Raw genomic sequence first — 14,128 nt, forward strand, 5'->3', positions numbered from 1 at the left:
TGACGAAGGGGCGGGATGATAGCAAACCTGTGCGCTTTTAGAGCATGCCAAGGTTTTGCATGAATATCGCTCATGTTGGTGCCAGGGCCGGACCGGTAGAATCGCGGCGTTTTCATATGATCGGGACCAGGGACATGTCGTATCGCGTCGTCATCAGCATTTTTTTGCTGTTTTCAAGCTGGGGCGCCGCTGCGCAAAGTCCCGCCATTTCCTACACCCGAGATATTCAACCGATCTTCACCGAAAAGTGCGTGGCCTGCCACGCCTGCTACGACTCCGCCTGTCAGCTCAATCTGGGCAGCGGCGAAGGGGCGGCCCGCGGTGCGACCAAGATTGCGGTCTACGACGGTGAGCGCAGCGTCGCATCCGCGCCAACCCGTCTGTTCTATGACGCCTTCGGCAAACTGGCCTGGCAGCACAAGGACTTCTATTCGGTCCTCGACGCCCAAGGCAGCCAGGCAGCGCTGATGGCGCGGATGCTTGAGCTGGGCCACAAAACCCCGTTAACGCCCAATGCCAGGTTGCCGGAAGACATCGTGCTGGGCCTGAACCGGGAAAACATGTGCGCCATGCCGGCGGAGTTCGACGGTTATGCCGGCGCGCACCCGAAAGAAGGCATGCCGCTGGCGGTGACCGGCCTGACCGATCAGCAGTACCAGACCCTGCAACGCTGGCTCGCAGCCGGTGCGCCGATTGACGAACAAGGCCTGGTGCCCAGCGCCAGAGAAGCGCTGCAAGTGCTGCAGTGGGAAAATCTGCTCAACGCCCCCGGTGCTCGCGGCAGTCTGGTGGGACGCTGGTTGTTCGAACACTGGTTCCTGGCGCATATCTACTTCAAGGATGGCGAGCCGGGGCATTTCTTCCAGTGGGTGCGTTCACGCACGCCAACCGGCCAACCGATCGACCTGATCAACACCCGCCGGCCGAACGACGATCCGGGCACGCAGATTTATTACCGGTTATGGCCGGTGCAAGGTGTGATCGTTCAGAAGACCCACATCACCTATCCGCTGAGCGCGGCGAAGCTGTCCCGGGTCAAAAGCCTGTTCTTCAGCGGCAACTGGCAGGTCAACGCCTTGCCGGGGTACGGCCCGGAGCGCCGGGCCAATCCGTTTACCACGTTCGAGGCGATCCCGGCCCAGGCGCGTTATCAGTTCATGCTCGATAACGCCGAGTACTTCGTGCGCACCTTTATCCGCGGCCCGGTGTGCCGTGGGCAGATCGCTACAGATGTGATTCGTGACAACTTCTGGGCGCTGTTCCAGGCGCCGGAGCACGACCTGTACATCACCGATCCGAACTATCGCGGCCAGGCCACGCCGCTGCTGGCAATGCCGGGCCAGAACGACGACGTCGGCAGTGTTTTGAGCCTGTGGCATGACTACCGCAACAAGCGCAACGAATACGAAGCCCTGCGCCGGGACAGCTACGCCCAGGTGCCGGCGCCGAGCTGGTCGACGCTGTGGGCCGGCAACGACAACGCGTTGCTGACGATCTTCCGCCACTTCGACAGTGCCTCGGTGAACAAAGGCCTGATCGGTGACGTGCCGCAAACCATGTGGCTGTTCGATTTCCCGTTGTTGGAGCGCACGTATTACCAGTTGGCAGTAAATTTCGACGTGTTTGGCAACGTCTCCCACCAGGCCCAGACGCGGCTGTACTTCGACCTGATCCGCAACGGTGCCGAGCAGAACTTCCTGCGCTTGATGCCGGCCGATTCCCGTAACGACTACCTCGACGATTGGTACCAGAGCAGTGGCAAGTTCAAGATGTGGCTGGATTACGAGTCCATCGACAACGACAAGTCCAGCGCGCTGAAACTCGACGAAAAAGACCCGAAACGGGATTTCGCCATGCAACTGCTGGCGCGTTACGGCGACCTCAACGCCAAACCCGACCCGATCAACCGCTGCGACGGCGCGTATTGCTCGCGGCCGAACATCGCCCCGGCGTTGCAGAACGCCGAACAAGCCTTGAGTCGCCTGACTTCGCGTCCGGCAGCAGGTTTGAAGGTCATTGATCAATTGCCGGAAGCAACGATGTTGCGCATCGAAACGGCGAGCGGCAAACGCGAGATCTACAGCCTGCTGCGCAACCGTGCGCACAGCAACGTGGCATTCATACTCGGTGAATCCCTGCGTTATCAGCCGGGGCTCGATACGTTGACCATCTATCCAGGTGTGCTCAGCAGTTATCCGAACTTCATGTTCAACATTCCGGCGGAGCAGGTGCCTGAGTTTGTTGATGCGATGGAAAAATCCAAGGACACCGACAGTTTCGAGAGAATCGTCGAGCGCTGGGGCGTTCGGCGTAGCCATCCGCAGTTCTGGTTCTACTTCCACGACCTGAGCACGTACATCCACGAAACCGACCCGGTGGAAGAGGGCGTGCTGGACATGAACCGCTACGAGAATCTTTGATCGACCTTTGCAGATCAGCAAGTGTCCCACCTGTAGGTGCAAAGCTTGCTCGCGATGGCGGTCTGACAGTCATGTTGATGTTGAATCTGCCACCGTCATCGCGAGCAAGCTTTGCTCCTACCGGGGATATGAGGTGATTTGGACGGGAGGGCGGTCGATGTTGATTTCAGTACAAGCCCTGCGCGCCATCGCAGCCTGGGCAGTGGTCTGCCACCATTTCATGCAGATTTTCTTTAACTTCCAGGCGCGCGGACCGGTGGGGCAGGCGTTTATCGACAAGGGCGCCGTGGGCGTCGACATCTTCTTCGTCATCAGCGGTCTGGTGATCTTCCTGTCCACCCAGGGCAAATCGCTGCCGCCGGCGCAGTTTCTGTTGCATCGGCTGTGCCGCATCGTCCCGGCGTATTGGCTGTACACGGTACTGATGGCGCTGGTGGTGGTGTTCGCACAACCGCTGTTGCCGGATCAGACGGTCGACTGGTCGCACTTCCTGCTGTCGCTGCTGTTCATTCCTGGGCAAAACCCCGGCGGCTATGGGATTTATCCGACGCTTAATGTCGGCTGGACGCTGAACTACGAAATGCTGTTTTACCTGCTGTTTGCCTGGGCGCTGCTGTTTCGCTTGCAGGTCAGGTTGCTGATCGTCGCAGCGCTGCTGTTTACGGTGTGCCAGGCCTGGACCGGTTATGGCTGGGTTAGCCAGTTCTATCGATCCGGCATCGTTTATGAGTTTTTGCTGGGGATTGCCATCGGCATGATCTACCGCCGGGGCTGGATCAAACCGGGGTTATCACTGCCGCTGCTGGGGATTGGTGGCGCGTTATTGGCCATTTACCACTGGGCACCGGAGCCTCGATTCCTGGCCTGGGGCTTGCCGAGCGCCCTGTTGGTGATTGCGTGCATCTCGCTGGAGCGTTACTTCGAGAACAACCGGGTATTGGCGTTACTTGGCAATTGTTCTTATTCGGTCTACCTGATGCACGTGCTGGTGCTGTCAGCCGGCGGATTTATCGCACAACGCTACGGCGTAAATCCTTACATCACGTTTGCCATTTGCGCGGCCACCATCGGCGTGGCTTCCTGGGTAAGTTACGAATGGGTGGAAAAACGCAGCTATCGGTGGCTTAAAGCCTGGATTGACGGCGAAACAGTTGCGCAGGCGGTGCCGGCTCTTTCCCGACAAAAATACTAGGACTTTGTGCCGCGCGATGATTGGCGTAAACTGCGCCCAAGCCTGCGAGGAGTTTCCATGACCGCTATTACCATCACTGACGCCGCCCACGATTATCTGGCTGATCTGCTCTCCAAGCAGAACACCCCAGGCATCGGCATCCGCGTCTTTATCACCCAGCCTGGCACCCAGTACGCCGAAACCTGCATTGCTTATTGCAAGCCGGGCGAAGAAAAACCTGAAGACACCGCGCTGGGGCTCAAAAGCTTCACCGCGTACATCGACTCATTCAGCGAAGCCTTCCTGGACGATGCGGTAGTCGACTACGCCACCGACCGTATGGGCGGGCAACTGACCATCAAGGCGCCAAACGCCAAAGTCCCGATGGTCAACGCCGACAGCCCGGTCAACGAGCGCATCAACTACTACCTGCAAACCGAGATCAACCCGGGGCTCGCGAGCCACGGCGGTCAGGTCAGCCTGATCGATGTGGTCGAGGACGGCATTGCCGTGCTGAAGTTCGGCGGCGGTTGCCAGGGCTGCGGCCAGGCCGACGTCACCTTGCGCGAAGGCATCGAGCGCACCTTGCTCGAACGCGTTCCCGAGCTCAAGGGTGTACGCGACGTGACTGACCACACGCAGAAAGAAAACGCCTACTACTAAGGTGTTCGTCTGCTGAAAGTAAAAAACGGCACCCGTGAGTGCCGTTTTTTTATGCGTGAAGCAAAAGATCGCAGCCTGCGGCAGCTCCTACAGGGGCACGTATTTCTCTGTAGGAGCTGCCGAAGGCTGCGATCTTTTGATCTTAGGGCCTATAAAGATGCGCATGCCCCGCGCGATACAGCGACGACTCACTAAAGTGATCGCTCCCCAGCACCCGACCCACCAGAATCAACGCCGTACGCCGAAACCCCTTGGCCTCAACCTTCGCGGCAATGTCCTCAAGCGTCCCCACCACCCAATCCTGGTCCGGCCAGGTCGCGCGGTGAATCACCGCAATCGGGCAGTCTGCGCCGTAGTGCGGCAGCAATTGGGCGAGGATCTTCTCCAGATGATTGACCCCCAAATGAATCGCCATGGTCGCCCCGTGTTGCGCCAGGCTACCCAGCTCTTCTCCGGCCGGCATCGCGGTTTTGTCCGCGTAGCGGGTCAGAATCACGCTTTGTGAGATGTCCGGTAAGGTCAACTCAGCTCCCAGCAGTGCTGCGCAGGCGGCGATAGCCGTGACACCAGGAATGATTTCAAACGCAATACCGAGTTCGCGAAGATAACGAATCTGCTCGCCAATCGCGCCATACAGGCTCGGGTCGCCAGAGTGCACGCGGGCCACATCCTGCCCTTTGGCGTGAGCACTTTTGATCAGTTCAATGATCTGTTCCAGGTGCAACTCGGCGCTGTTGACCACCGTTTGTGCCTGGTGCCCTTCCAGCACGGCAGCCGGCACCAGGGAGCCGGCGTAGATGATTACCGGGCAGCTGCGAATCAGCCGCTGGCCTTTGACGGTGATCAGTTCCGGGTCGCCGGGGCCTGCGCCAATGAAGTAGACGGTCATCTTCGGTTCCTGTGAGAAAAAGGGCCTGGGCAAGGCTTCAGATGAAGATTGCTCATGATCGAAGGCGGTGATTATCGGGGGTTTTACGCAGCACTGGCCAATGCGAGGGTGGCCTGCGCGTATTTTTGCCTGGAAATCAGCAGTTTCGCCGGTGCCTGGGCCAGGTGTTCGGCCAGTGCCAGGGCGGCACTTTCCGCGACGCCGTAACAGCCGGTGCGTTCGAAAGCGATCTGCGAATGGTGGCTGAGTTGCGGCTGATAACCGGCCAATTGTTCGCTGCTGAAGTACATCACTTCCAGCCCAAGCTGCGCGGCCAATTCGATCAGGCCAGGTTCATCACGTTTCAAGTCGATGCTGGCCAGGGCCTTGACCTGTCGAAGTTCGATTTGATGCGCCTGTAACGCCTGATCAAGCAGCGCCCGCAACGTGCTGGCGGGGCAGCCGCGCTGGCAGCCCAGGCCGACCACTAAAGTCGGCGCTGTGCTGGTGTCGGTCATGCGTGGTATTGGCCATCGCTTTTGCGGCGGAACAACCAGGCGCTGATCAGGCCCAGGGCCAGCCAGAACACCACGTTGGTCAACTGCGAAGCGATTTTGAACTGAGATTCCAGGGCTTGCGGGGCCAACATCGAGTGGACTTCCGGTTGTGGCGCGCCAATTACGTGCGGAACCGCCAGAATCGCCACGCCCAGGACCTTCATCAGCCAGTGACGGCTGAACACGATCAGCGCGATGCCGACAGCGGTAGACGCCGCAGTGCCGATCCACCAGACCTGCCGTTGCGCCAGATCGGCGGCGGCAGTGCCTGGCAGTTCCGGCGGTAGACCGAGGGTCGGCGCCAGTACAAAGGTTGCGTAACCGGCCAGACCCCAGAGTAGGCCCTGAGCGGTTTTAGTCGGCGCGCGCAAGGTGTAGAGACCGGCGAGCATCAGCGCAAAGCCGACCGCGACCACCAGGTTGCCGCCTGTGGTAGACAGCACGCGCTGCCAGCCGTCTTCCGGTTCCCAGGCTTCGGCATCGTGGGTGTGAGCGGCCATGGCGCCTTCGGTGTGCTCGTGAGCTACAGCGGCGGCGGGTTCGGATTTTTCGTAGGTTTCCGCCTGAAGAATCAGCGGGGCAACCCAGAAGCTTTGCAGCAGGGTCAGCAGCAAGGCGGCCAGCAGCCCGGTGAAACCTGCGGTTTGAGCAATACGCTTGATCATGTCAGCAGGTCTCAATGGCACGGGAATGCGGAGCTGTGATGGGTATCGTGAGCGGCGTTGTGCACCGCTTCGATGTGCGAGAAACCGGCGAAATACACCAGGCACGCACCGAGGATCGACGCGCAAACGGCGGCGGTCAGGCGTTGGCTCAGGGTTGTGGTGGTGCTTGCAGTGCTGCTGTGGTCGGTGCTGCTGATGATCGACATGGCGCATCCCTCTGGTCTGTCAGCGGGTGAATAGAGCGCATGCAAACCCCTGCGAGCGTGTGCGCAGAGGCTTAAACAGCGCCCGCCCACCGCGGGTTTGTTATTCAGTGATCGTACTGATCACTTTGTGTTGCGGGCCGGTCTCCGGGCTCGCGAGGGGTCAAGGCTTGTGCCCGAACCTGCAAGAATCGCCTTCCCATGCCGAACTGCTGGCACAGTGGATCTGATTCTTCGCTCGCTTACCGTTGCGGGGGCAGCACCGGACTGACATGGCTTTAGAGTAAAGCACATGATTCACCGGTTTCCCGTTTCACCCTGTGAAGGGCACCCGTAACAAGGCGCACAGGAGACCATGGGCCGGGGAGTGGAGTCAATTGGCAAGGGTTCTCAACTCGGAATCGAGGTGCGCCCATCGCGGGCAAGCCTTGCTCCTACAAGAGCGCCGCCGCCCTGTAGGAGCAAGGCTTGCCCGCGATGGCGTCTTTATGGTCGCCACAAGACATTGACCCGCCCCCACACCATGCGTAGCCTTGCGCTTTCGAGGTTCTTCGGCGTTTGCCGAAGCTAAGAAGGGAACGCGGTCGATGCCGCGGCTGCCCCCGCAACTGTGAACGGTGATGTTCGCTGCCACGCCACTGCAAACCCTGCCAAGGGTTCGCGGGAAGGCGCAGCGAATGCCAGGCCCGCAAGGCCGGCACACTGTCAGCCAGGAGACCTGCCTCGAAACGAATTCTCACTACAACCGGGCGGGGTGATCCGGTGGCGAAATCTTCCGCGCATCGATCGCCGCGGTCGTCGTCCCGTATGCCCGCCACCTTGCCAAAGGGCATCCGATGAAAACACTGGCCAAACTCCCCGTCACCATCGTTACCGGCTTCCTCGGCTCGGGCAAAACCACCTTGCTGCGGCACATGCTCGATAACGCTCAGGGTCGCCGCATCGCGGTGATCGTCAACGAGTTTGGCGAACTGGGCATCGACGGCGAAATCCTCAAGCAATGCTCCATCGGCTGCACCGAAGAAGAAGCCAGCGGCCGCGTCTACGAACTGGCCAACGGCTGCCTGTGCTGCACCGTCCAGGAAGAATTTTTCCCGGTGATGCGCGAATTGGTCGCCCGCCGCGGCGACCTCGACCACATCCTGATCGAAACCTCGGGTCTGGCCCTGCCAAAACCACTGGTGCAAGCTTTCCAGTGGCCGGAAATCCGCAGCGCCTGCACCGTTGACGCGGTTATCACCGTAGTCGACAGCCCGGCCGTGGCCGCTGGTACCTTCGCCGCGTTCCCGGACCAAGTGGACGCCCAGCGCAAACTTGACCCAAACCTGGACCACGAGTCGCCGCTGCACGAGCTGTTCGCCGACCAACTGGCCAGCGCCGACCTGGTGATCCTCAACAAGGCCGACCTGATCAGCCCTGAAGACCTGGCCCGTGTGCGCCTGGAAGTCGCCGAAGAGTTGCCGCCGGCAGTAAAAGTCATCGAAGCCAGCAGCGGTCGCGTGCCTCTGGACGTGCTGATCGGCCTCGGCGCCGGTTCCGAAGAACACATCGACAGCCGTCACAGCCATCACGACCATCACCACGGTGAAGGCGATGACGACCATGATGATCATGACCACGATGCTTTCGACTCGATCTCCATCGAACTGCCGCAAGCCGACGAAAGCCTGCTGATGGACGCGCTGACCCAACTCGTCGTCAAGCACGGCATCCTGCGCGTAAAAGGCTTCGCCGCGATCCCGAACAAGCCGATGCGCTTGCTGATCCAGGGCGTGGGCACGCGTTTCGACAAGCATTTCGACCGCCAGTGGGGCGCCGATGAGGCCCGCACCACCCGGCTGGTGCTGATCGGCCAGGAATTGGACGCCGCGCAACTCGAAGCGCAATTGCGCGCCGCACTCAGCGTTTAAGCCATGCACCTGCTCAGGACCCAGCCCGGCGGTTTCGTGTCGGATGACAACATTGCCGACCTTGGACAAACCCCCGCCGAGCTGGTGATCCTGTGCAGCGGCGATTCCAGCCTGGCACTGCTCGCCGAAGCGGCGCAGCAGTTACCCGACGATTACCCAAGCGTGCGCCTGGCCAACCCGATGCAGGTGCAGAATCACGCTTCGGTCGATTTGTACGTCGACGAAGTGCTGCGCCACGCCAAGCTGATTCTGATTTCGCTGCACGGCGGCATCGGTTATTGGCGTTATGGCGTCGAGCGGCTGGTCGAGCTGTCCGAGCGTGGTGTGCAACTGATTCTGGTGCCCGGCGATGACCGCCCGGACCCGGAACTTGGCGACTTGAGCACCGTCGTCGCGCAAGACCGCGATCGTCTGTGGCAGTTTCTGCGTCAGGGCGGCATGGCCAATGCCCTGGATTTTTTCCGCTGTCTGGCCAATCGCTGGCTGGATCGCGATTACGCCTGGGCCGAGCCGCAAACGCTGGCGCGCACCGCGATCTATCACCCACACAAAAGCCCCGCTGAACTGAGCGATTGGCAAGCCGATTGGCAGGCCGACCAACCGGTGGCGGCGGTGTTGTTCTACCGCTCGCATTTGCAGGCGGCGAACACCGGTTTCATCGATATTTTCTGCCAGCGTTTGCAGGCGGCGGGGCTGAACCCGTTGCCGATAGCGTTGGCCAGTTTGAAAGAGCCCGGCTGCCTGGCGGTGGTCGAGGACTTGCTGGACGAAGTCGAAGCGGCGGTGATTCTGAACACCACCGGTTTCGCCCAATCCAGTCCCGAAGCACCGCACTTGCGGCCGTTTCGTCGCAATATTCCAGTGATCCAGGCGATTTGCGCCCAGGACAACGAGCCCGGCTGGCGCGCCAGCGAGCAAGGCCTCGGCCCGCGCGACCTGGCGATGCACATCGTGCTGCCGGAACTGGACGGGCGGATCATCAGCCGGCCGATCAGCTTCAAGGACCTGGCCTGGCGCAGCGAGCGCAGTCAGTCCGATGTGGTCTGCTACCGGCCGCAACCGGAACGCATGGATTTCGTTGCCGAACTGGCGCGGCGCTGGATCGATCTGGCCCGGGTGCCCAATGGCGAAAAACGCATCGCCCTGATCCTCGCCAACTACCCGACGCGCGACGGTCGCATCGGCAACGGCGTCGGCCTCGATACGCCGGCGGCGGCGCTGAATATCCTCCGCGCACTCTATAAAGAAGGTTACCCGCTGCCGGCCGAGTTACCGGACAGCGGCACCGCGTTGATCCAGCAATTGCTCGGCGGTGTCAGCAATGACCTCGACACCCTCGACCAACGCCCGTGCATGCAAAGCCTGGCGCTGGACGACTATTTTTTGATGTTCGACGCACTGCCCGAAGCCAATCGCCAAGCCGTCCTGGAGCGTTGGGGCGTGCCGGAAAACGATCCGATGTTCCGTGGCGGGCGGATGATGATTGCGGGGCTGCGCTTGGGCCTGACCTTTGTCGGCATTCAACCGGCCCGGGGTTATCAGGTTGACCCGAGCGCGGTCTATCACGATCCGGACCTGGTGCCGCCCCATGGCTACCTGGCGTTCTACTTCTGGCTGCGCAACACCTACGGCGCCCACGGCGTGATTCATGTCGGCAAGCACGGCAACCTCGAATGGTTGCCGGGCAAGGGCGTCGGGCTCTCGGAAAGCTGCTGGCCGGATGCGCTACTCGGGCCGCTGCCGAACATCTATCCATTTATCGTCAACGACCCGGCGAGGGCGCCCAGGCCAAGCGTCGTACGCAAGCGGTGATCATCGATCACCTGATGCCGCCGTTGACCCGCGCTGAAACCTACGGCCCGCTGCGTAACCTGGAACTGTTGGCGGACGAGTATTACGAAGCGCAGTTGCTCGACCCACGTCGCGCCCGGAGTTGCAGCGCGACATCCTGCAACTGGTGCGCGACACTCACATCGACCGCGAACTGCAACTGGACGAAAAACTTGATAGCGACGCTGATGCGGCGATCTGGCTGCCGCGTCTGGATACCTACCTGTGTGATTTGAAGGAATCCCAGATCCGCGATGGCCTGCACATCTTTGGTGAGTCGCCGACCGGGCGGTTGCGCATTGATACCTTGCTGGCGCTGCTGCGGATTCCACGTGGCGATGGGCGTGGCGCGCAGTCGAGTCTGCTGCGGGCGTTGGCCAAGGCGTTCACGCCAGGCTTTGATCCGCTGGATTGCTCTTTGGCCGATCCGTGGACCGGACCAAGACCGGCTGAACTGCAACTGCTAAGCGATGAAGCCTGGCGCACGGCGGGTGATACCCGCGAACGTCTGGAATTGTTTGCCGCGCAACTGATCTTGCAGACCTTAACCCAGCCTCAAGCCGAGCCTGGCCTCTGTGGGAGCGAGCCTGCTCGCGAAGCGGTTGACCATCCAATATTGATGTCGATTGACCCACCGCTATCGCGAGCAAGCTCGCTCCCACAGGAGGCAAACTGGTCTGACGTGAAAGCAATCATCGACAACCTCTGTGAGGTGGTTGCTCCAAGACTGGACGCCTGCGGCCCGGCAGAAATGCGCGGTTTGCTCGACGCCCTCAGCGGTCGTTTCGTCCCCGCCGGGCCGAGCGGTGCACCGAGTCGCGGGCGGCTGGACGTGCTGCCCACCGGGCGCAATTTCTATTCGGTGGACGTGCGCAACCTGCCGACCACCACGGCGTGGCGCATCGGCTTCCAGTCGGCCAACCTGATTCTAGAACGGCACCTGCAGGACCACGGCGATCACCTGCGTCAGCTCGGCCTGTCGGTCTGGGGCACGGCGACGATGCGCACCGGCGGCGACGACATCGCCCAGGCTATGGCGCTGATGGGTGTGCGACCGGTCTGGGCGACGGGCAGTCAGCGGGTCGACGATTTTGAAATCCTGCCGCTGAGTTTGCTGGACCGTCCGCGGGTGGACGTGACCTTGCGGGTGTCCGGGTTCTTTCGAGATGCCTTCGCCAACCTGATCCGGCTGTTCGATGCTGCTGTGCAAGCCGTCGCCGCGCTGGACGAGCCGGACGATCTCAATCCGTTGGCGGCCAAGGTTCGCGCCGAGCATGGAGCGTTGCTGGCCTCGGGGCTAGACGAGGAGGCCGCTCGACGTCAGGCCGGTTGGCGGATTTTCGGGGCGAAACCCGGTGCCTATGGCGCGGGCGTGCAGGGCGCCATCGACGGCCGCCTGTGGCAGAGTCGCGAGGACTTGGCCGAGGTGTACCTGAACTGGGGCGGTTACGCCTATGGCGGTTCCGACGAAGGCACCGGCGCCCGCGAACAGTTCGCCCAGCGCCTGAGCCAGGTGCAGGCGGTGCTGCAGAATCAGGACAACCGCGAGCATGACTTGCTCGATTCCAATGACTATTACCAATTCCAGGGCGGTATGCTTGCGGCCGTGGAAAGCCTCAGCGGCGAAGCGGTGGCCAGTTATCACGGCGATCACAGTCAGCCGGACTTGCCGAAAATCCGCACGTTGAAGGAAGAGTTGAACCGGGTGATTCGTTCCCGGGCGGCGAATCCGAAGTGGATCGACGGGGTCAAGCGCCATGGCTATAAAGGTGCGTTTGAACTGGCGGCCACGGTTGATAACCTGTTTGCTTTTGATGCCACCACGCAGTTGATCGACGATCACCAGTACGCGTTGTTGGCGGACGCGTACTTACTGGACCCGGCGACTCGGGACTTCGTGCGTGAGCACAACCCGCATGCCTTGCGTGATATGACTGAGCGGATGCTCGAGGCGCAGCAGCGCGGGATGTGGAAAGAGCCGGGTGCGTACCGCGAGGCGCTGGAGAATTTGTTGCTGGATATAGAAGAGAGCTAGCCATAAAGCCTACGAGGACTTCGTCCTCGATCGCGGGCAAGACTTGCTCCTACAGAATGTACGCGCACTCTGTAGGAGCAAGACTTGCCCGCGAAGACGTACTGATAGACACCACCGACCACAACGAGAAACCCGACATGACCGACACCCCGCATTTCCCGCTCTGCGCCGTGGTCGGCGCCGACGACTTGAAGCTCGCCCTGTACCTGAGCGCCATCGACCCGAAAATCGGTGGCGTACTGATCGAAGGCCCGCGTGGCATGGCCAAGTCGACGCTCGCCCGTGGCCTCGCCGACCTGCTGGCCAGCGGTCAATTCGTCACCTTGCCCTTGGGCGCCACCGAAGAGCGACTGGTCGGCACCCTCGACCTCGATGCCGCCCTGAGCGAGGGGCGGGCACAGTTTTCCCCGGCGTGCTGGCCAAGGCTGACGGCGGCGTGCTTTACGTCGATGAAGTCAATCTGCTGCCCGATCACCTCGTCGACCTGCTGCTCGATGTGGCCGCCAGCGGCACCAACCTGATCGAGCGTGACGGCATTTCCCATCGGCATTCGGCGAAGTTCGTGTTGATCGGCACCATGAACCCGGAAGAGGGCGAACTGCGTCCGCAACTGCTTGACCGCTTCGGCCTGAACGTCGCGCTTAGCGGTCACACCGCACCGGCCGAGCGCGGTCAGATCATCCGTCGGCGACTGGATTTCGACAGTGATCCTCAAGGCTTCTGTGCCGAGTGGGAAAGCCAGCAGCAATCCCTGCGCGAACGCTGCCAGCACGCGCGCAGCGCATTGGCGAGCATTCCTCTGGATGACGCGGCACTGGCGCAGATCACCGAGCGCTGTTTTGCTGCGGGTGTCGATGGCCTGCGCGCCGATCTGGTCTGGCTGCGCGCCGCGCGGGCCCACGCGGCCTGGCGCGGGGCAAAAGCGATTGCCGAAGAAGATATCGACGCAGTTGCCGAATTTGCCTTGCGCCATCGCCGCCGCGAACAGACCCCACCGGCACAGCAACAAAGCCAGGCGCCCTCCAGCCAAAACGACAGCCTGAGCGTAGGCCAGGGCCAGTGGGGCGAAATGCCGGCCCAGGCATTGCCGGTCGGGGCCCGACGTGAAGTGCCGAGCTGGCCAAAAAGCCTTAGGCATTCGCCCTCGATCTGACGCGGGGGCGAATGCCAGACCCCGCGCCGGGCGGCTGGACAATGGCCGACAAGGCAAACGCCGCGCCACACCACAAGGTTCGATCAACTGGCCCGGCACCTTGCTCAATGGCCGCCCGCGGCTGCATGAAGATTTGCTGTTTCATCTGCGCACACGCTCGGCCCACGAACTGTGGCTGGTGATCGTCGACGCTTCGGCTTCGACCCGGCGTCATCGGGCGTTGAGCGATGCCAAGGGCTTGTTGGCGCAACTGTTCGACGACGCCTACCGGCAACGCGCGCGACTGGCATTACTGACCGCCAGCGGCAGTGCGCCGAAGTGGCAGGTGCAAGGCTTGAAGGCTTCCAGCGGTTTGCGTGACTGGCTGGATCGGCTGGGGGCGGGCGGCGGCACGCCGTTGCTCGCGGCGCTGAGTCAGGCCGGGCAGTGGCTGAGCACTCGGCAGAAACGCTATCCGGCGGAGCAGCAGCGTTTGTTGCTGGTGACTGATGGGCGATTGAAGGAATGGCCGGGGTTGCCGATGCTTGAGTGTCCGGGGCTGCTGATTGATATCGAGCGCGGGCCGATTCGGCTTGGGCGGGCTAAGGTGATGGCCAGTGAATTGGAGGCCGAGTATCGGCATATTGATGATGTGTAGCGGGGCAAAAAGATCG

General features: G+C 61.6%; 9 protein-coding genes, 2 pseudogenes and 2 riboswitches. Of the genes and pseudogenes, 7 read left to right on the forward strand and 4 right to left on the reverse strand.

Annotation, left to right across the window (positions count from 1 at the left end; translation table 11 throughout):
- Positions 1-134 precede the first annotated feature (134 nt).
- The 3 genes from JFV26_RS26555 (at position 135) to nfuA (ending at position 4,254) form a co-directional block, all read left to right on the forward strand.
- Positions 135-2,420: a fatty acid cis/trans isomerase gene (locus tag JFV26_RS26555; protein WP_201196503.1), complete on the forward strand. Its 2,286-nt coding sequence runs from the start codon at positions 135-137 to the stop codon at positions 2,418-2,420.
- A gap of 157 nt (positions 2,421-2,577) precedes the next feature.
- Positions 2,578-3,612 carry an acyltransferase family protein gene (locus JFV26_RS26560; RefSeq protein WP_201196505.1) on the forward strand — a complete coding sequence of 345 codons (1,035 nt, stop codon included), beginning with the start codon at positions 2,578-2,580 and terminating at the stop codon, positions 3,610-3,612.
- Positions 3,613-3,669: 57 nt separating this feature from the next.
- Positions 3,670-4,254 carry a Fe-S biogenesis protein NfuA gene (gene nfuA / locus JFV26_RS26565; RefSeq protein WP_054050953.1) on the forward strand — a complete coding sequence of 195 codons (585 nt, stop codon included), beginning with the start codon at positions 3,670-3,672 and terminating at the stop codon, positions 4,252-4,254.
- Positions 4,255-4,396: 142 nt separating this feature from the next.
- Here nfuA and cobM read toward each other — a convergent pair whose 3' ends face one another.
- The 4 genes from cobM to JFV26_RS26585 form a co-directional block, all read right to left on the reverse strand.
- Positions 4,397-5,143 (reverse strand): precorrin-4 C(11)-methyltransferase, encoded by a 747-nt coding sequence (cobM, locus tag JFV26_RS26570; RefSeq protein WP_201196506.1) that lies wholly within the window; start codon positions 5,141-5,143, stop codon positions 4,397-4,399.
- Between the two features lie 83 nt (positions 5,144-5,226).
- Positions 5,227-5,640 (reverse strand): cobalamin biosynthesis protein, encoded by a 414-nt coding sequence (locus tag JFV26_RS26575; protein ID WP_201196508.1) that lies wholly within the window; start codon positions 5,638-5,640, stop codon positions 5,227-5,229.
- Entirely contained in the window at positions 5,637-6,344 is a 708-nt protein-coding gene (locus tag JFV26_RS26580; protein ID WP_201196510.1) for a CbtA family protein, read from the reverse strand. Before JFV26_RS26580 ends, JFV26_RS26575 begins: the two co-directional genes overlap by 4 nt.
- Positions 6,345-6,355: 11 nt before the next feature.
- A complete protein-coding gene (locus tag JFV26_RS26585; protein ID WP_201196511.1) occupies positions 6,356-6,550 on the reverse strand; it encodes a CbtB domain-containing protein in 195 nt (64 codons plus the stop codon).
- Between the two features lie 118 nt (positions 6,551-6,668).
- Positions 6,669-6,897, reverse strand: a riboswitch (cobalamin riboswitch).
- 177 nt (positions 6,898-7,074) lie between these two features.
- Positions 7,075-7,287, forward strand: a riboswitch (cobalamin riboswitch).
- A gap of 96 nt (positions 7,288-7,383) precedes the next feature.
- On the opposite strand from JFV26_RS26585, the gene cobW reads away from it, so the two are divergent.
- From cobW to JFV26_RS26605, 4 genes and pseudogenes are all read left to right on the forward strand, one after another.
- Positions 7,384-8,457 (forward strand): cobalamin biosynthesis protein CobW, encoded by a 1,074-nt coding sequence (gene cobW, locus JFV26_RS26590; RefSeq protein WP_201196513.1) that lies wholly within the window; start codon positions 7,384-7,386, stop codon positions 8,455-8,457.
- Positions 8,458-8,895: 438 nt separating this feature from the next.
- A pseudogene (gene cobN / locus JFV26_RS26595) lies at positions 8,896-12,322 on the forward strand (cobaltochelatase subunit CobN).
- Positions 12,323-12,459: 137 nt separating this feature from the next.
- A pseudogene (locus JFV26_RS26600) lies at positions 12,460-13,475 on the forward strand (ATP-binding protein).
- A 34-nt stretch (positions 13,476-13,509) separates the two neighbouring features.
- A complete protein-coding gene (locus JFV26_RS26605) occupies positions 13,510-14,112 on the forward strand; it encodes a vWA domain-containing protein (protein WP_207204069.1) in 603 nt (200 codons plus the stop codon).
- The last annotated feature ends 16 nt before the right edge of the window (positions 14,113-14,128 follow it).

Origin of the sequence: Pseudomonas sp. TH31 (assembly GCF_016650815.1) — a bacterium.
In the GTDB taxonomy this organism is placed as follows: domain Bacteria; phylum Pseudomonadota; class Gammaproteobacteria; order Pseudomonadales; family Pseudomonadaceae; genus Aquipseudomonas.

What these genes read in the sequence shown, in the direction of transcription:
- JFV26_RS26555 (WP_201196503.1), top strand. Translation starts at nt 135, where the DNA reads ATGTCGTATCGCGTCGTCATCAGCATTTTTTTGCTGTTTTCAAGCTGG.
- JFV26_RS26560 (WP_201196505.1), top strand. Translation starts at nt 2,578, where the DNA reads ATGTTGATTTCAGTACAAGCCCTGCGCGCCATCGCAGCCTGGGCAGTG.
- nfuA (WP_054050953.1), top strand. Translation starts at nt 3,670, where the DNA reads ATGACCGCTATTACCATCACTGACGCCGCCCACGATTATCTGGCTGAT.
- cobM (WP_201196506.1), bottom strand. Translation starts at nt 5,143, where the DNA reads ATGACCGTCTACTTCATTGGCGCAGGCCCCGGCGACCCGGAACTGATC.
- JFV26_RS26575 (WP_201196508.1), bottom strand. Translation starts at nt 5,640, where the DNA reads ATGACCGACACCAGCACAGCGCCGACTTTAGTGGTCGGCCTGGGCTGC.
- JFV26_RS26580 (WP_201196510.1), bottom strand. Translation starts at nt 6,344, where the DNA reads ATGATCAAGCGTATTGCTCAAACCGCAGGTTTCACCGGGCTGCTGGCC.
- JFV26_RS26585 (WP_201196511.1), bottom strand. Translation starts at nt 6,550, where the DNA reads ATGTCGATCATCAGCAGCACCGACCACAGCAGCACTGCAAGCACCACC.
- cobW (WP_201196513.1), top strand. Translation starts at nt 7,384, where the DNA reads ATGAAAACACTGGCCAAACTCCCCGTCACCATCGTTACCGGCTTCCTC.